Below are 17,287 nucleotides of genomic sequence, written 5' to 3'. Positions count from 1 at the left end.
TGAGCCTGCCAAAGGGGCGTCGTCTCAGTCGTGCGGCCGCGCGGCGACGGGTTCGGGCAGCAGGCGGATGCCGACGGCATCCCCGAACTCCGGGCGGATCCGGGGGGAATGCTGCACGGTGACGTGCTCGCCGGCGTCGGTGCGCACCACGGTGCGGCGGATGCTGCCCAGGAACGTGGACTGCTCCACGGTGCCGCGGGCGTCGGCATCCGCTCCTTCGGCGAAGGCGACGTTCTCGGGGCGCAGGTAGACGTCCACCGGGCCGGACGACGGCGTCTGCAGGGGCAGGCGCCGTCCCCAGACCTCCACCTCCGCGCCGTCGGCGGTGCCCGCGACGATGCTGGAGAGGCCGACGAACGCCGCCACGGATGCCGTGGCGGGCGTGCCGTACAGCTCCTCGGGCGTGCCGATCTGCTCGATGCGGCCCTCGTTCATCACGGCGATCCGGTCGGAGACGGCCAGTGCCTCCTCCTGGTCGTGCGTGACGAACACCGTGGTGATGCCCAGGCGCAGCTGGATGCGGCGGATCTCGTCGCGCAGCTGCACGCGCACCTTGGCATCCAGCGCCGAGAGCGGCTCGTCCAGCAGCAGCACCTTGGGCTCGGTGACCAGCGCTCGGGCCAGTGCCACGCGCTGCTGCTGTCCGCCGGAGAGCTGGTGCGGGAACTTGCCGGCGTGCTCCTCGAGCCCCACCAGCGCCAGCGCGTCGAGGGCGCGCTTGGCGGCATCCGCTCTCCCTACTCCGCGTCGACGCAGGCCGAAGGCGGTGTTCTCGGTGACGCGCAGGTGCGGGAACAGCGAGTACGACTGGAACACCATGCCGATGTCGCGCTTGTTGGTGGGCACCCGCGAGACGTCGTGACCGCCCAGGAGCACGACGCCGGCGTCGGAGCCCTCCAGCCCCGCGAGCACTCGCAGCAGAGTGGTCTTTCCGCAGCCGGACGGGCCGAGCAGCGAGACGAACTCGCCGGGGGCGATGTCGAGATCGATGCCGTGCAGCACGGTGCTGCCGCCGTAGCTCTTCACGATGGCCTGCAGCTGCACGGCGGTGCCCTCGCCGGCATCGGCGAGCAGCGCGTTGTCCTGCGTGGCGGGAAGGGGAGTGGTCATGAGCGGGCCTTTCGCGTGCCGCGCGCGGCGCGGCCGATGATGAGCAGCAGGACGAACACGAGCAGCAGCGCCAGCAGAGTGAAGATGGCGGGCAGGTACGGGTCCTGGTTGCGGACGACGACCATGGCGGTCTGGAAGACCTGCCGGTTCAGCAGCGAGGCGATCGTGAACTCGCCCAGCACCACGGCCACCGAGATGAGGGATGCCGCCAGCAGACCCTGACGGATGTTGGGTGCGAGCACCTTGACGACCACGCTGAACCAGTTCGCGCCCAGGGTGCGCGCGGCCTCGGCGAGGGTGCGAAGGTCGGCCGCGTCGATGGATGCCTGGATGGCGCGGTACGCGAACGGCAGCACGGTGATGCCGTACGCGAAGGCCAGGGTCCACGTGCCGGTGCCCATCATCCGCGCGATCTGCAGGTAGATCGGCGAGAGGCCGACCACCAGCACGATGGCGGGGATCGAGATGGGCAGCAGCGCCAGGAACTCGAAGTACTGCCGCAGTTTCGGGAAGCGCAGGTGCACCAGGATCATGGTCGGCGCCAGCAGCACCAGCACGATCACGACCGTCACCACCGACAGCACGAGCGAGTTGCCCAGGCCAGTCCAGATGGGCTTGATCATGCTCGCAGACGCCGGATCGAACAGTGCCGCCCAGTGCACGAGCGAGTAGCCGCCCTTCTTGTCGTCGCGCAGCGTGTACAGGAACGTCGAGATGAGCGGGATGGCGAAGAACGCGCCGACGAGGATGCCGACGATCCAGCGCGTGAGGCGAGAGGGGGCGAGCGCGTTCATGCCTGCCACCTCGCAGCCCGGCGCTGGATGAGCGAGTAGACGGCCATCACGATGCCGACCACGATGATCATGCCCAGCGCCAGCGCGCCGGCCAGGTTCTCACGGCCCAGCACCGTCTCGCTGGTGAGCGCCGCGCGGATCTGCAGCGGCACGATCTGCGAGCCCTGGCTGATGAGCGCGGCGGCTGTCGCGTACGACGAGAACGCGTTGGCGAACAGCAGCAGCAGGCTGGCCAGGAACGACGGAGCCAGCACGGGGAACCCGATCTGCATCCAGAAGCTGCGGCGGGTGCCGCCCAGGGTGGCGTTGGCCTCGGCCCACTGCGGCTTGAGCGCGGCGAGGGCGGGCATGAACGTGATCACCATCAGGGGGACCTGGAAGTAGATGTAGGGCAGGAGGAGTCCCGGGACCTCGTAGATCCAGTTGCCCTCGGCGAAGATGTTGATCCCGAACGCGTCCTTCAGCAGCACGGTGATCACGCCCTGGATGCCGATGGTCGAGATGAATGCGAAGGCCAGCATCACGCCGCCGAACTGCGCGAGCACTCCGGAGGCGGCATCCACCGACTGGCGGATGGCTCCCTCGGGGTTCAGGCCCAGCATGGCGTAGCAGACCAGGGCGCCGGCGACGGCGCCGGCGACGGCCGTGAGCAGGGACACCCAGGCGGAGTTGGCGAATGTCTCCAGCACCACCGGGTCGGTGAGAGCCGACAGGTTGCTCCAGGTGAATGCGCCGGTCTTCGTGAAGAACCCGCTGCCGATGGCCAGCACGGTCGGCAGAGCCAGGAACAGCAGCACGTAGGCGGCGAACGGGGTCAGCCCCAGCCACGCCCAGGATGCACTGCGCCGAGCCGTTCCGGCGAGTGCGGGAACGGGGGCGGATGCCGAAGCATCCGCCCCCGCGGTGACGGCGGTCGTCACTGGATCGCCGCCGCCCACTTCTCGCCGAGCAGCTTGCCGGCGTCGGTGCTCTGCTTCTCGGTGGGCACGACCGTCTTCTCCGGCACCTTCGGGAGCGTGGCCGCCAGCTTGGCGTCGATCGTGCCGGCGGTGGTCATGGCCTCCATGCGGGCCGGACGCGCGCCGCCGCCCAGGTACAGGTTCTGGCCCTCGTCGCTGTACAGGAACTCCTGCCACAGGCGGGCGGCGGCCGGGTGAGAGGCATCCTTGTTGATGGCCTGGTTGTAGTAGCCGGCGTAGCCGACTCCGGGCAGGACGGTCACCTTCCAGTTCTTGACGTCCTTGGAGTAGGCGGCGTTCAGGTAGTCCCAGTCGAACACGACCGGGGTCTCGCCGCTGGCCACGGTGGCCGGGGTCGGGTCGACCTTCAGGAAGTTGCCGGACTTCTGCAGCTCGGCGAAGTAGTCGATCCCGGGCTGGAAGTCGTCCAGTGTGCCGTCGGACTGCACGGTGGCCAGGCCGATGGCGGCGAAGGCCGCGCCGGCCTGCGTGGGGTCGCCGTTGATCGCGACGGAGCCCTTGAACTTCGAGCTCTTCAGGTCGTCGAGGCTCTTCGGCTCGGGGAACTTCGAGGAGTCGTAGCCGATGGACATGTACCCGCCGTAGTCGCCCACGAAGAGCCCGGTGGACTCCTTCAGCTCGGCGGGGATGTCGTCCCAGGTCTGCACCTTGTAGGGGGCGAACACGTCGGTGTTCGCCAGCGCGACGGCCAGGCCCAGGTCGAACACGTCGGGGGCGGTGTCCAGGCCCTTGTTGGTCTTGGCCGCCTGGATCTCCTCGGCGCTGGAGACGTCGGGCGACTGCTCGTTGATGGTGATCTCGGGGTACTTCTTCTTGAACGCGTCGAGGATGGCGCCGTAATTGGCCCAGTCGTGCGGGAGGGCGATGACGTTCAGCTGCCCCTCCTTCTTCGCCGCGGCCTCGAGATCCGCGAACGAGCCGAAGTCTGTGACGGAGGTCGCGGTGGCCGCCTTGGGCGCGTCGCCGCCGTCGGAGCCGCCGTCGGTCGTGGCGCCCGAGCACGATGTGAGCAGCAGTGCCGCGGCCGTGGCCAGTGCGATGCCGGCGCCCAGGCGCGCGCGGCGGGTGTTGATTGCCATGTCTTCCTCTCGGATCTCCGGTCGGTGCCGGGTCGGGAACGGGAGGAACGCTATGCGTCTCCGGTGACGTCCCGGGGCTCGGCCGGTTAACGCGAGGTTATCGGACTGTGTGCCCCGGAGTCTCGCATTTCGGGGCGTGGAGAGTGGGGAGTCGTGCGTCTGGCATCCTGATAGCTGATGGACATCGGAACGCTCCTCGGTCTCGAACAGCTCACCTGGGGCATGCTCGTGCTCATCGTCGTGGCCGCCTTCGGCGCCGGCTGGATCGACGCGGTGGTGGGCGGCGGCGGGCTGCTGCAGCTGCCGGCGCTGCTGCTGATCCCCGGCATCCTTCCGGTGCAGGCGCTGGCCACCAACAAGCTCGCCGGAGTCTTCGGGACGACGACATCCGCCGTGACCTATTACCGGCGTGCGAAACCCGACCTGCGCACGGCCATACCGATGGTGGTCATCGCGCTGGCGGGATCGTTCGGTGGAGCGGCCGTGGCGATCGTGCTGCCGGCATCCGCCTTCAAACCCATCATCGTGATCGCGCTGCTGGCAGTCGCGATCTTCACGTTCTTCCGGCCCGAGCTCGGGGCCGCGACGAAGCTGCGCTACCAGGGTCGAAGGCACCACATCACGGCCGGGGCGATCGGGCTGGTGATCGGGTTCTACGACGGGCTGATCGGGCCGGGCACAGGCACGTTCCTGGTGATCACGCTCGTGGCGCTGCTGGGCTACGACTTCCTGCAGTCCAGCGCCAAGGCCAAGATCGTGAACCTGGCCACGAACCTCGGCGCGCTGCTGCTGTTCATCCCGCATGGCGCGGTGCTCTGGCTGTTCGGGGCGATCCTGGCGGTGGCGAATGTGGCCGGCAGTTACCTGGGTTCGCGGATGGCCATCGCCCGCGGCTCCACGTTCATCCGCGTGGTGTTCCTGATCGTGGTGGTGGGTCTGATCGGCAAGCTCGGCGTGGACGTGTGGAACGAGAACCTCGAGCCGTTCCTCGCCGCGCTGCGCTGACCCTCACGCATTCTCGCAGCCCTCCGCCGAGACCCCTCCGCAGCGCCGAGACCCCTCCTGAGTCGCGTCGCCCACGAGGGGTTTCGGCGGTCAGGAGGGGTCTCGGCGGCTGCGGTTCGAGCGCTCAGGCCTCGGCGGGCTCCTCGTCCTCGTCCTCGGGGACGAAGTCCACGCCGGCCTCGGCGCGCTGCTCGGGGGTGATCGGGCCGGGCGCCTCGGTGAGCGGGTCGAAGCCGTTGCCGGACTTCGGGAACGCGATCACCTCGCGGATCGAGTCGGTCTTGGTCAGGTGCTGCATGACGCGGTCCATGCCCAGCGCGATCCCGCCGTGCGGCGGGGCGCCGAACTTGAAGGCATCCAGCAGGAAGCCGAACTTCTCGTCGGCCTGCTCCTCGCTGATTCCCATCACCTTGAAGACCCGCTTCTGGATGTCCTCGCGGTGGATGCGGATCGAGCCGCCGCCCAGCTCGGAGCCGTTGCAGACGATGTCGTACGCATAGGCCAGAGCGGATGCCGGATCCGTGTCGAACGTGTCCTCGAACTCCGGCTTGGGGCCGGTGAACGCGTGGTGCACGGCCGTCCACGCGCCGGCGCCGACGGCCACGTCGCCCGAGGCCACGGCATCCGCCGCCGGCTCGAACATCGGGGCATCCAGCACCCAGGTGAACGCGAACTCGTCGGGGTTCAGCAGGTTCAGGCGGCGGCCGATCTCCACGCGCGCGGCGCCCAGCAGGGCCCGGCTCTCCTTCGTGGAGCCGGCGGCGAAGAACGCGCAGTCGCCGGGCTTGGCGCCAACCAGCGCCGCGAGGCCCTCGCGCTCGGCCTCGGACAGGTTCTTGGCGACCGGTCCGCCCAGCGTGCCGTCCTCGTTGAAGAGCACGTATGCAAGCCCCCGCGCGCCGCGCTGCTTGGCCCAGTCCTGCCAGGCATCCAGCGTCTTGCGCGGCTGCGAGGCGCCGCCGGGCATGAGGACCGCGCCGACGTACTCCGACTGGAACACGCGGAAGGGCGTCTCGGAGAAGTACGAGGTGGCCTCGACCAGCTCCAGGCCGAAGCGCAGGTCGGGCTTGTCGGAGCCGTACTTGGCCATGGCGTCGGCGTAGGTCATCCGCGGCAGAGGGAGCTGCACGTCGACGTCGATGGTCTTCCACATCGCGACGATGAGGGACTCCATCATCTCGATGATGTCCTCCTGCTCGACGAAGCTCATCTCGATGTCGAGCTGCGTGAACTCCGGCTGGCGGTCGGCGCGGAAGTCCTCGTCGCGGTAGCAGCGCGCGATCTGGAAGTACTTCTCGATGCCGCCCACCATCAGCAGCTGCTTGAACAGCTGCGGGGACTGCGGCAGCGCGTACCAGCTGCCGGGGCGCAGGCGAGCGGGCACCAGGAAGTCGCGGGCGCCCTCGGGCGTGGAGCGGGTGAGCGTCGGGGTCTCGACCTCGGTGAAGTCGCGGCCGTGCAGCTCGTCGCGGATGGCCTTGTAGACGTCCGAGCGCAGGCGCATGGCGGCGGCGGGAGCCGGGCGGCGCAGGTCGAGGTAGCGGTGCTTGAGACGGGTCTCCTCGCCGATCGGGTCGCTCTCGGCGAGGCCGGAGGAGACCTGGAAGGGCAGGGGAGCCGACTCGTTCAGCACCACGACGTCGGTCGCGATGAGCTCGATCTCGCCGGTGGGCAGGTTCGGGTTCTCGTTGCCCTCGGGTCGGCGCTCGACGGTGCCGGTGACCTTCAGCACGAACTCGCTGCGCAGCGGGTGCGCAACCTCCTCGTCGCGGATGACGACCTGCGCGATGCCGGACGCATCGCGAAGATCGATGAACGCCACGCCTCCGTGATCGCGGCGACGATCGACCCAACCCGAGAGGGTGACGGTCTGACCGATGTGCTCGGCTCGCAGTGAGCCTGCCGTGTGTGTGCGAAGCACGGAGGATTCCTTCTGATCGGGGAATATGGACCGCTCCAGTCTACGTGGGGCGTCGCGGGGCCCAGCATCCGCTCTGGTCGGCGCGGAGTGCGTCTGCTGAGAACCGGAGGACTGCCGGGATCCGGACGGAAACGGCGTTGATCGTCCGGTTCTGGGCGATCCTCCGGTTCTCGGCAGCCGCGATACGGTGAGGGCATGCCGGCATCCCGTCTTCACCTCGTCCGCCACGGCGAGGTCTTCAACCCGAAGCACGTGCTGTACGGGCGACTCCCGGGCTACCACCTCAGTGAGGCAGGGCACGCCATGGCCCGCGCAGCGGCCGAGCACGTCAAGGGACTCGACCGGCCGGTCGCACTGCTGCGGTGCTCGCCTCTGCAGCGCACCCAGGAGTCGGCGGTGCCCTTCGCCGAGCTGTTCGAGCTGACTCCCGCGACCGAGGAGCGCATCATCGAGCCCACGAACGTGTTCGAGGGCAAGCGGATGTCGCGTGCGCTGCGCAACCCGATGAACTGGTGGCAGCTGCGCCGCCCCTCGGTGCCCAGCTGGGGGGAGCCGTACCGGTCCATCGCGGATCGGATGCTGGCCGCCATGAACGACGCGTGGGATGCCGTGGACGAAGGAGACGTGGTGCTGGTCTCGCACCAGGCGCCGATCTGGATCACGCACCTGGCGGTCGCCGGCATCCGCCTGCAGCACGACCCCCGCACCCGTCGCTGCGCGCTGTCCAGCGTGACGAGCTTCGAGCGCGTCGGCGACGTGTGGCGCGAGGTCGCCTACGCCGAGCCTGCGGCATCCGGAATCGACGTCGGCGCCGTCTGAGAGGGTGGGCATTCCAGAGCACTCATAGGATTCCCGCGTACGATTCCCAGCGTGTCCTCGCCCGTGCCCTCCCGACGCGACGTGCTGCGCTTCGGCGCTGCGGCGCTCGCCGGAGCCCTCGCCATCGGCCTGAGCGCATGCGCTCCCGACTCGGCCACCGAGGCCTATCTCAACGGCGATCAGAAGGCGTACACCACCAAGGACTTCCGGGTCGTGGAGATCCCCGCCGACAAGCGCAAGGCGCCGGTCGACTTCGGCGGCACCACGGCTGCCGGCGAGAAGTTCGACAGCTCGTCCATCAAGGGCCAGGTCGCGGTCGTCAACTTCTGGTACGCCACGTGCGGCCCGTGCCGCGTGGAGGCGAAGGACCTCGAGGCCACCTACCAGAAGCACAAGGCCGACGATGTGGTCTTCATGGGCGTGAACATCTACGACCAGGCCGCCACCGCCCAGGCGTTCGCCGAGAAGTACGGCGTAACCTACCCGAGCCTGATGGACGCCGATTCCGGGCAGGCCAAGCTGGCCTTCGCCAAGGTCGTGCCCATCCAGGCGCCGCCCACCACCCTCGTGCTCGATCGGCAGGGGCGCGTGGCCGCGCGCATCATCGGCCCCATCGACGGCGTCTCCATCCTGTCGACGCTCATCGAGGACGCGCTCAAGGAGAAGGCGTGAATCCGGATGCCGTCATCGGCGCCGGCGCGCTGTGGCTGGCCATCCCGCTGGCGATGCTCGCCGGCCTCGTCTCGTTCCTCTCTCCGTGCATCCTGCCGCTCGTGCCGGGGTACCTGGGATTCATCGGGGGAGCGGCCGGTGTCTCGACGGGGCGGGGCGACGCAGCGACGGGCTCAGCGACCCGGGTGAAGACTCAGGCCGGGACCCAGCGACGCCGGATGCTGCTGGGCGTGCTGCTGTTCATCCTGGGCTTCACGATCGTGTTCGTCGCGTACACGATCGTCGGCGGTGCAGCATCCGTCTTCTTCCTGCAGTGGGGCGATCTGATCACCCGCATCCTGGGCGTGGTCGTCATCGCGATGGGCCTGGTGTTCCTGGGCTTCTTCGGCTTCGCGCAGCGGCAGTTCAAGATGCAGGTCAACTCCACGACGGGTCTGATCGGCGCGCCCCTCCTGGGCATCACGCTCGCGATCGGGTGGGCGCCGTGCACCGGCCCCACGCTCGGAGCCATCATCAGCGTCGGCTGGACTCTCGGCGATCCCTGGCGTGCAGGTCTGCTGGGCGTGGCGTACTCGCTGGGCCTCGGCATCCCGTTCCTGCTGGTCGCGATGGGCTTCGGCTGGGCGACCTCGGCGACCGCGTTCATGCGACGCCACATCCGCACCGTCAACATCATCGGCGGCGCGCTCCTCATCCTTCTTGGCGTGCTGATGGTGGCGGGCCTGTGGACTCAGATCATGTCGAGCATCGGGGCGGTGATGAGCAGTGTCATCCTCCCCCTCTGAGGGCAGCGGCAAGGGCTCCGGAACGAAACAGCGGATGCCCCAGGACGGCTCGTCGGCGGCATCCGATCCGCTGCGCCCGGCCGACCACATCGATTCCGCGCCGGTCGACGACTCGATCACGCAGCCGAAGCTCGGCCTGATCGGGTGGTTGCGCTGGGGCTGGCGGCAGCTGACCTCCATGCGCGTCGCGCTGATCCTGCTGCTGTTCCTGGCCATCGCGGCCATCCCGGGGTCCGTCTTCCCGCAGCGCTCCGCCGACCCTAACGGCGTGGTGAAGTACAAGGCCGACAACCCGGACCTGTTCCCGGTGCTCGACAAGCTCCGCCTCTTCGACGTCTACTCCTCGCCGTGGTTCTCGGCCATCTACCTGCTGCTGTTCATCTCGCTGATCGGCTGCATCATCCCGCGCATCAAGCACCACGCCAAGGCGCTGCGCGCGCTGCCGCCGCGCACTCCGGCACGGCTGGCGCGGCTGGAGGACCACCGGTCCGTCACGCGCGAGGCGACGGATGCTGCCAGCGCCATCGATGTGGCCGAGAAGCAGCTCAAGGCGCTCGGCTATCGCGTGGCCCGCTACGACCGCGGCAGGGTCTGGTCGGTGTCGGCCGAGCGCGGTTACTGGCGCGAGACCGGCAACCTGGTCTTCCACATCGCGCTGGTCGGCATCCTCATCACGGTCGGCGTGGGCGGCGGCTACGCCTACACCGGCCAGAAGGTCATCGTCGAGGGGCAGACGTTCGTGAACGTGCTCATCGACTACAACTCCATCAACCAGGGTCGCTTCGTCTCCGACGGCGCGTTCGAGCCGTACGCCATGACGCTGAACAGGTTCGACGTCACCTACCAGGGCTTCGGCAAGCCCGGTGCGGGCCAGGCCGGGAACTTCAAGGCCCACCTGTCCGTGCGCGAACCTGACGGCACGACCACCAAGGGCGCTGTCGAGGTCAACCACCCGCTGAGCATCGGCGGCGACAAGATCTACCTGCTCGGCAACGGCTACGCCCCCACCATCACGGTGCGCAACAAGGCGGGCGAGAAGGTCTTCAGCCAGCCGGTCGAGTTCCTTCCGCAGGACGCCAACATGACTTCGCTGGGCGTGGTGAAGATCTCGGATGGGATGCCGGAGCAGCTGGGCCTGATCGGCTTCTTCTACCCGACCGCTGTCAAGCTCGACTCGGGCGCGTTCACCTCTGCGCACGGCGGCCTGAACATCCCGCTGCTGACGCTGGACGTGTACGAGGGCGACCTCGGCATCGACAGCGGCAAGCCGGTCTCGGTGTACCAGCTGGACACCAACGGCATGACCAAGCTCAACGGGCGCGGCACCGACGTCAAGTCCATCCAGTTGCAGCCGGGCGAGACCGCCGATCTTCCCGACGGACTGGGCACGGTGACCTTCGACAACGAGGCGCCCCAGGGCGCCAAGGACTTCTCCCAGTCGGTCAAGCGCTACGTGTCGCTGCAGATCAACCACGACGACTCGGCCATCTGGGTGCTCGGCTTCGCGCTGCTGGCGCTGGCCGGGCTCGGGCTGGCGCTGTTCGTGCCCCGTCGCCGGATGTGGGTCAAGGCCACGGCATCCGATGACGGAGCCGTCCACCTGGAGTACGCTGGCCTCGCGCGTGGCGAGGATCCCACCCTGGCCGCTGCCGTGGACGACCTCGTCCGCGGGCACGAGCGGCTGCTCGATGCGGCCGCCTCGCGGCACCCCGTGAAGGGAGCATGACATGCCCGATCTGGATTCCATCTCGATCCTGACGCTGTGGACGGCCATCGCCATCTACGCCGGCGCCTTCATCGCCTACGCGTTCGACCTGGCGCGCCGTTCGTCGACGGTGAAAGCCGAGGAGCGGATGCTGGTGATGTCCGACGGCACGGTGGCACCGGCCCCGGTCGACGGCGCCCCCGCCCTCGACGACAAGGGCGAGCCCGTCAAGCAGCGCTTCGTGATGGCCCGTATCGGCACGTCGCTGATGGTGCTGGGCTGGCTGTTCCATCTGACGGCCGACATCACGCGAGGGCTGGCCGCGGGCCGTGTGCCCTGGGCGAACCTGTACGAGTTCGCCATGACCGGCACGCTGCTGATCGTGCTCGTGTTCCTCGTCACGCTCACCAGGATCGACCTGCGCTACCTGGGCACGTTCATCTCCGGTCTGGTGGTCGTGCTGCTGGGCGCTGCGGCATCGAACTTCTACGTGATCGTCACGCCGCTGGTCGACCCGCTGAAGTCGGCCTGGCTGGTCATCCACGTGTTCGTGGCGTCGCTGGCCGTCGGCATCCTCGCTCTGGCCTTCGCCCTGTCGGTCATGCAGCTGCTGCAGTCGCGACGCGAGCGCCGCATCGCCGAGGGCGTGGAGAACGCCGGTCCGGCCTTCCTGCGGACCCTGCCGAACACCGTGCGCCTGGAGAACCTCGCCTACCGCTTCGCCGTCGTCGGCTTCATCTTCTGGACGTTCACCCTCATCGCCGGCTCCATCTGGGCGCAGGACGCCTGGGGTCGGTACTGGGGCTTCGACGTGAAGGAGACCTGGACGTTCATCATCTGGGTGCTCTACGCCGGCTACATCCACGCTCGCGCCACCCGCGGTTGGCGCGGCACCCCGTCGGCGTGGCTGAACATCACGGGCTTCGCCTCGGTGCTGTTCAACTTCACCGTCGTGAACGTGTTCTTCAAGGGCCTGCACTCATACTCCGGCCTGAGCTGAGCTGAGGCACCAGCGGAGCTGGCGCGGCTCACTTCGGGGCCGGAGCTGACAGGGCTTCTGGTTTCGCGTCCGGCACTTCTGTTCGCGCCGTAGTTTCCTGCGCGCGCTGCGGATATATGCGCCGCAGGAGTCAAGAACAGCCGCGCGAAGCAGAGGATCCGCCTCAGCGACTGTCTTGGCGGCCCCGAGCTGGGGCCCACCTGCTTCCGCCGCAGATCCCGTTAGCGCTGCATATCTCGGCATCCGATCCTGTCCGCGGGGCGAGGGGCTGAGCGAGAACTGCCGCGCGGGGCGAGGGGCTGAGCGAGAACTGCCGCGCGGGGCGAGGGGCTGAGCGAGAACTGCCGCGGAAATCCCGTGCCCGGGTAGGGTCAGGCGGCGGCGAGCACCCGCTTCGTCGAGGTCGTGCGACGGGTCGTGACGGCCAGGGTCGCGGCGCCCAGCGAGAGCACCGCCCACACCACCAGTCCCGCGAACGCTGAGCCGTTGGGGATGATCAGGCCGCCCAGCGCGGGCGCCGTGGGCATCGCGGCGCCGAGGCTCGCCAGCCAGCCGGGGATCGTGGAGATCAGCCCTGTGGCCACGGCCAGCACGCCCACGAGGGCGCTGACCCAGCGGCCGATCCCGCCGAGCACGGCCACCAGCGCCTGATTGACCGCGGCGAACGCGATGCCCGCCAGCACGGCGAATCCGGCGAAGCCCCACCAGGTGGCGGCGTCGTACGAGGCGACGATCTGCACGATCAGCGCGACCAGCAGACCCTGGCCCGCGCCGAGCGCCGCCGCGGGCCAGAAGCCGCGCAGCACCATGCCGAACGACGAGCGCCGTGAAGTCAGCGCGTCACCGGGCACGGCGCGCAGCGCGATGAACGACGCCAGTGCCCCGAACCACAGCACCACTGCCGACAGCAGGGGGATCGCGGTCGGACCGAACATGCTGTCGGATGCCGAAGCCTTCACCGGGTCGGCGATCACGGAGGCGAGCTTCGTGGACTGCTGCTCGTCGAACGACGGCAGCGAGGTGGAGGCGGTCTTCAGCCCGTCGGCCAGTCTGCTGGTGCCGGTGGCCAGGGAGTCCACGCCGGTCGCGAGCGAACCGGCGCCGTCGGCGAGAGCGGTTGCGCCGTCGCCGAGCTGCGTCGCGCCGGAGCCCACCGCGCGGACGCCGTCCGCCAGCTGCGCCGCGCCCGTGGAGAGGCCGCGGGCGCCCGTGGCCGACTGATCGACGCCGGCTGCCAGCTGCCCGAGTCCGCCGCCGAGCCGGGACGCCGCAGCCCCCGCGGTGCGCATCTGCTTGGCGATCTCGGCCGGTGCGGCCTTGTCGAACTGGTGCAGACCCGCCGCGGTTCCGGCCGCGGCCTGGCTGGCCAGGTTCGCGCCGTCGCTCAGCGCCGGCAGCTGCTGCTGCATGCCTGCCAGGCCTCCGCAGACCTTGTCGAGCAGAGGATCGGCGCCGGGCGTGGCCATGCCGCACGCCTGCATCAGACCGTCCACACCCGACTTCACCTGTGCGACTCCGTTGGCGACGCCGGCCGTGGCCTCGGCTGCGCCGTCGGCGCCGGTGAACAGCTGGTCCGGCACGAGACCGTTCTTCTCCAGCGTCGCGGCGCCCGAGTCGAGGCCCTGTCCGAGCTGCGTGGCCCCAGCGCCGGCCTCGCGGGCCTTGGACGCGATGGTGTCGAGCCCGGATCCGAGCGATGCCGCACCGCCGGAGAGCTGCGCGGCCCCGGTGACCAGCTTGTTCGCGCCGTCCGCCAGACCGTTCGCGCCGTCGGCGAGCTTGGTCGCCCCGTCCGGAAGCGCCGTAGCGCCGTCGGCGGCAGACCGCGCGCCTTCGGCGAGCTTGACCGCGCCGTCGGCGGCCGTGCCGATCTGGTCGCCGATGGTCGTGAAGCCGACCAGCACGTTCCCGATCGTCGCCTCGCTGAGCATCGATCCGGTGGAGGATGCCGCGACAGCGGCGATCTGGTTCGTGATCAGGTCATCGGCGACGCGCCCGTCCGGCGGGGTCGTCACGGTGATCTTCGCCTGCTTGGGAGCATCCGCACCGCCCTTCTGCAGTGCGGCCCCCGCGGAGGTGGCATCTGCCGAGAACGACTTCGGGATCGTCACGACGGCCTGGTACGTACCGTCACCGAGACCCTTCGCGGCATCCTTCTCGTTGGAGATCACCCAGGTCAGGTTGGACTTCGCATCATCCGAGCCCTTCACGAGGCCCGACGCCAGCTGCCGTCCGAGCGGCGTGTACTGGCCGTCGATGGTGACGGGCTTGTCGAGGTTCACGACCGCGGCGGTCATGGACTCGAGTCGATCGGTCGGGTTCTGCAGTGCCGTGACGAGGATGCCGCCGATGATCGCCGGCAGCAGCAGCACGCCGATCAGGGTCAGCCAGGTGATGGGTCGGCGCGAGCGCGCGCGTTCGATGGGGAGAGTCATGCGGTCACCTCGGTCGTGTCGGAGGAGGAATCGGTTCGCCGAGACCCCGTGCTGTCGTCGACGCCCCGTGCTGCGGGCGTCCGCAGGTCGGGGTCTGGGCGAGAAGTCGGGGTGTCGGCGGAAGTGCGAGACGGGGTGCGCAGATCGACGACGGATGCCGGCGTGCGGCGCGCGTCCGCGAAAAGGGCCTGCGCGGCAGCAGCGTCCGTCGCGGTGGCCAGCACGGCGACATCAGGACCGGCATCCCGCAGGCGGGCGGCCAGCTGATCGCGGTCGGCGGGGGTGAGCCGGTCGACACCGTCGAGGATCACCAGCGACGTGCGGCCGCGCAGCGCCTCGGCGACCTGGGCGGAGGAATCCGCCTCGCCGAGCATCGCGATGCCGACCCGTGAGCGCACCCAGGCCGCACGGCCGGGGAGCAGGTATCCGTCGATGCGCAGCATCCCGGCATCCGCTTTCGCCCGTCCTGTGAGAGTGAGCGAGAGCGCGCGCAGCGCGCGGTACGGGGCGCCGGTGACGATCAGCGATCCGCCGGGGGCCAGTCGCAGGTGCACGCCGGAGAGTTCGGCGACGGACAGGTCGTCGGCGGCCAGGATGCTGCCGTCTCCCGGCCATTCGGCCAGCTTGCGCTCGCGCTCCACGGCCTCGCCCTCGATGTCGACGTGCGGGAGGATCCGCTCCATCCAGCGCGGGATGCGCCAGGCGCGATCGCCGAGGATGGCCATCACGGCGGGGATCAGCGTCATGCGCACGAGGAACGCGTCGATCGCGATGCCGGCGGCCAGGCCCAGTGCGATCGGCTTGAGCGAGGAGTCGCCCTCGGGCACGAACGCCACGAACACGGCGAACATGATGAGAGCCGCGGCGGTGACCACGCGAGCGGAACCCGCGAACCCGGTGCGGACGGCCTCGATCGCCGTCGCCCGGTCGGAGCGCGGGGCGTGCACATAGTCCTCCCGCATGCGCGAGACCAGGAACACCTGGTAGTCCATCGCCAGGCCGAACAGCACGCCCATCAGGATGATCGGCATGAAGCTGATGATCGGGCCGGTGCGCGCCACATGCAGTGCATCGGCGAACCAGCCCCACTCGAACACCGCGCCCACCACGCCGAACGCCGCCACGATGGAGAGCAGATAGCCCGCGGCAGCCGTGATCGGCACCCAGATGGAGCGGAACACGACGGCCAGCAGGATCAGCGACAGGCCGATCACGAAGATGCCGAACGGCAGCAGCGCGGCGCCGAGCTGGTCGGAGATGTCGATGGCGACGGCCGTGAATCCGGTGACCTTCAGGTCGATGCCGAACTCCTTCTGCCACTCGTCATGGTGGGAGCGCAGTTCGCGCACCAGGTCGGCGGTCGCAGGGTCGTCGGGTGCCGTGGTGGGGATGATCTGCACGATGCCGGTGTCGGCGGTCTCGTTCGGGGTGGCCAGGGCCACCTCCTTCACGCCGGGCAGCTTCTCGACCGCGTCGCCGAGATCCTTCATGAGGTTCAGCGGATCGTTCGACGTGACGATGGTGCCGGTGAGGATGAGCGGTCCGTTGAAGCCCGGCCCGAACTCCTGCGCGGTCAGGTCGTAGCTCACGCGCGCCTCGGAGCCCTTCGGCAGCACGCCGGCGTTCGGCAGCGCGAGGTTCAGGCTCAGCGCCGGGATGGCCACGACGCCGAGGCCCAGCACGACCGCGACGGTCACGAGCACAGGATGCTTGGTGACACCGCCCACCCAGCGCTGCGCGAAGCCGCGGCGCGGCTGGGAAGTGGGTCCCTGAGCCTGTCGAAGGGCCTTCTCCTTCTTGCGCCGAGACCCCTCATGGCTGTCGAGCCCCCCCTCTGCCGACGTCGCTGCGGAGGGGTTTCGGCGCTGCTGAGGGGTTTCGGCGGAGATGGCGCGACGCGCGTGACGTGCCCGGCCTGTCGCGCGGTGCGCAGCTCGACCCGCCACGCGTCCCTTCACGAAGCCCAGCAGTGCGGGCGTGAGCGTGACGGCGATCATGACGGCGACGGCCACGGCGACAGCCGCGGCGATGCCCATGGTCGTCAGGAACGGGATGCCGGCGAAGCCCAGGCCGATCAGCGCGATGAGCACGGTGATGCCGGCGAACACGACGGCGGAGCCGGCGGTGCCGACCGAGCGCGCGGCGGACTCCTCGGGATCGATGCCGGCGCGCACCTGGTCCTGGTGCCTGGCGACGATGAACAGGGCGTAGTCGATGCCGACCGCGAGCCCGAGCATCAGGGCCAGCAGCGGAGTGGTGGAGGAGACCGTCGCGAACGCGGTCGCGGCGAAGATGCCGGCCATCGAGATGCCCACTCCCAGCAGCGCGGTGGCCAAGGGCAGGCCGGCCACGACGAAGGAGCGGAACGTGACGACCAGCACGAGCAGCGCGATCACCAGGCCGACGGCCTCGGTCAGCGTGACGGTGGGGATGTTCATGGCGAACAGGTCGCCGCCGAGCGCGACCTGCGAACTCTTCGGCAGTGCGGTGCCGAGCTCGTCGACGGTCTTCTTCAGCTCGTCCTTCACCTGCGCGGGCACGTCGGAGGACTGCCCCTTGAACTGCAGGCGCACGATGGCGGCGGTGTGATCGGCGTTGATCATCCCGGTGATGTTCTCGTCGTACGGCGAGGTGGCGGCCAGCACGCCCGGCAGTCCGTCGAGGTCCTTGACGGTCTTCTCGATGTCGGTCTTGTAGGGGGCATCGCGGATGTCGTCCCCGGGCGCGGCGACGACGATGAACTGCGCGTTCGTGCCGCTGACCTGCGGGAAGGTGCGCTCGAGCTGCTCGAGGCCGGCCTGCGACTCGGTGCCGGGAATGGAGAACGTGTTGTCCGTGCCGGAGCCCAGCATGATCGCCCCTGAGCCTGCGATGCCCAGCACGATCAGCCAGCTGATGAGCACGCGCCAGGGATGCCGGAACGACCAGCGACCCAGCGATGACAGGAGAGTGGACACTCGGCCTCCACACAGTTCGATACAA

13 protein-coding genes are annotated in these 17,287 nt (G+C 69.3%); 6 read left to right on the top strand and 7 right to left on the bottom strand.

Features of this window, described 5'->3' with window-relative positions; genetic code table 11:
• Positions 1 to 24: 24 nt before the first annotated feature.
• The 4 genes from Q0568_RS11410 to Q0568_RS11395 are packed head-to-tail and all read right to left on the bottom strand — an operon-like array spanning position 25 to position 3,963.
• Positions 25 to 1,110 carry an ABC transporter ATP-binding protein gene (locus Q0568_RS11410; protein WP_298866527.1) on the bottom strand — a complete coding sequence of 362 codons (1,086 nt, stop codon included), beginning with the start codon at positions 1,108 to 1,110 and terminating at the stop codon, positions 25 to 27.
• Positions 1,107 to 1,904, bottom strand: a complete 798-nt coding sequence (locus Q0568_RS11405) for an ABC transporter permease (RefSeq protein ID WP_298866525.1) — start codon at positions 1,902 to 1,904, stop codon at positions 1,107 to 1,109. The genes Q0568_RS11410 and Q0568_RS11405 overlap by 4 nt, the downstream gene beginning before the upstream one ends.
• Positions 1,901 to 2,824 (bottom strand): ABC transporter permease, encoded by a 924-nt coding sequence (locus Q0568_RS11400; protein WP_298866524.1) that lies wholly within the window; start codon positions 2,822 to 2,824, stop codon positions 1,901 to 1,903. The genes Q0568_RS11405 and Q0568_RS11400 overlap by 4 nt, the downstream gene beginning before the upstream one ends.
• Complete coding sequence (locus Q0568_RS11395; RefSeq protein ID WP_298866521.1) at positions 2,821 to 3,963, bottom strand: extracellular solute-binding protein; 1,143 nt, start codon at positions 3,961 to 3,963, stop codon at positions 2,821 to 2,823. The genes Q0568_RS11400 and Q0568_RS11395 overlap by 4 nt, the downstream gene beginning before the upstream one ends.
• 177 nt (positions 3,964 to 4,140) lie before the next feature.
• On the opposite strand from Q0568_RS11395, the gene Q0568_RS11390 reads away from it, so the two are divergent.
• Positions 4,141 to 4,968: a TSUP family transporter gene (locus Q0568_RS11390; RefSeq protein ID WP_298866519.1), complete on the top strand. Its 828-nt coding sequence runs from the start codon at positions 4,141 to 4,143 to the stop codon at positions 4,966 to 4,968.
• A gap of 124 nt (positions 4,969 to 5,092) precedes the next feature.
• Here Q0568_RS11390 and aspS read toward each other — a convergent pair whose 3' ends face one another.
• Positions 5,093 to 6,889: an aspartate--tRNA ligase gene (aspS, locus tag Q0568_RS11385; protein WP_298866516.1), complete on the bottom strand. Its 1,797-nt coding sequence runs from the start codon at positions 6,887 to 6,889 to the stop codon at positions 5,093 to 5,095.
• 195 nt (positions 6,890 to 7,084) lie between these two features.
• Here aspS and Q0568_RS11380 point away from each other — a divergent pair, with 195 nt between their 5' ends.
• Genes Q0568_RS11380 through ccsB form a run of 5 tightly spaced genes read left to right on the top strand, consistent with a single transcriptional unit; the run spans position 7,085 to position 11,870 of the window.
• Complete coding sequence (locus Q0568_RS11380; protein ID WP_298866513.1) at positions 7,085 to 7,708, top strand: histidine phosphatase family protein; 624 nt, start codon at positions 7,085 to 7,087, stop codon at positions 7,706 to 7,708.
• A 51-nt stretch (positions 7,709 to 7,759) separates the two neighbouring features.
• Positions 7,760 to 8,380 (top strand): TlpA disulfide reductase family protein, encoded by a 621-nt coding sequence (locus Q0568_RS11375; RefSeq protein WP_298866511.1) that lies wholly within the window; start codon positions 7,760 to 7,762, stop codon positions 8,378 to 8,380.
• A complete protein-coding gene (locus tag Q0568_RS11370; protein WP_298866509.1) occupies positions 8,377 to 9,165 on the top strand; it encodes a cytochrome c biogenesis protein CcdA in 789 nt (262 codons plus the stop codon). The genes Q0568_RS11375 and Q0568_RS11370 overlap by 4 nt, the downstream gene beginning before the upstream one ends.
• Positions 9,166 to 9,199: 34 nt before the next feature.
• Positions 9,200 to 10,891, top strand: a complete 1,692-nt coding sequence (locus Q0568_RS11365) for a cytochrome c biogenesis protein ResB (protein WP_298866507.1) — start codon at positions 9,200 to 9,202, stop codon at positions 10,889 to 10,891.
• Position 10,892: 1 nt separating this feature from the next.
• A complete protein-coding gene (gene ccsB / locus Q0568_RS11360; RefSeq protein ID WP_298866505.1) occupies positions 10,893 to 11,870 on the top strand; it encodes a c-type cytochrome biogenesis protein CcsB in 978 nt (325 codons plus the stop codon).
• Positions 11,871 to 12,241: 371 nt separating this feature from the next.
• Here the strand turns inward: ccsB and Q0568_RS11355 are convergent, their stop codons facing one another.
• A complete protein-coding gene (locus Q0568_RS11355) occupies positions 12,242 to 14,305 on the bottom strand; it encodes a YhgE/Pip domain-containing protein (protein ID WP_298866503.1) in 2,064 nt (687 codons plus the stop codon).
• Entirely contained in the window at positions 14,302 to 17,262 is a 2,961-nt protein-coding gene (locus tag Q0568_RS11350; protein WP_298866501.1) for an efflux RND transporter permease subunit, read from the bottom strand. The genes Q0568_RS11355 and Q0568_RS11350 overlap by 4 nt, the downstream gene beginning before the upstream one ends.
• Between the last annotated feature and the right edge of the window lie 25 nt (positions 17,263 to 17,287).

Source organism: uncultured Microbacterium sp. (genome assembly GCF_937927635.1).
GTDB lineage: Bacteria > Actinomycetota > Actinomycetes > Actinomycetales > Microbacteriaceae > Microbacterium.
Note: the sequence above shows the minus strand (reverse complement) of the source record. Positions and strands in the feature narration are given on the sequence as shown.

What these genes read in the sequence shown, in the direction of transcription:
- Q0568_RS11395 (WP_298866521.1), bottom strand. Translation starts at nt 3,963, where the DNA reads ATGGCAATCAACACCCGCCGCGCGCGCCTGGGCGCCGGCATCGCACTG.
- Q0568_RS11390 (WP_298866519.1), top strand. Translation starts at nt 4,141, where the DNA reads ATGGACATCGGAACGCTCCTCGGTCTCGAACAGCTCACCTGGGGCATG.
- Q0568_RS11355 (WP_298866503.1), bottom strand. Translation starts at nt 14,305, where the DNA reads ATGACTCTCCCCATCGAACGCGCGCGCTCGCGCCGACCCATCACCTGG.
- Q0568_RS11405 (WP_298866525.1), bottom strand. Translation starts at nt 1,904, where the DNA reads ATGAACGCGCTCGCCCCCTCTCGCCTCACGCGCTGGATCGTCGGCATC.
- Q0568_RS11365 (WP_298866507.1), top strand. Translation starts at nt 9,200, where the DNA reads ATGCCCCAGGACGGCTCGTCGGCGGCATCCGATCCGCTGCGCCCGGCC.
- ccsB (WP_298866505.1), top strand. Translation starts at nt 10,893, where the DNA reads ATGCCCGATCTGGATTCCATCTCGATCCTGACGCTGTGGACGGCCATC.
- Q0568_RS11380 (WP_298866513.1), top strand. Translation starts at nt 7,085, where the DNA reads ATGCCGGCATCCCGTCTTCACCTCGTCCGCCACGGCGAGGTCTTCAAC.
- Q0568_RS11410 (WP_298866527.1), bottom strand. Translation starts at nt 1,110, where the DNA reads ATGACCACTCCCCTTCCCGCCACGCAGGACAACGCGCTGCTCGCCGAT.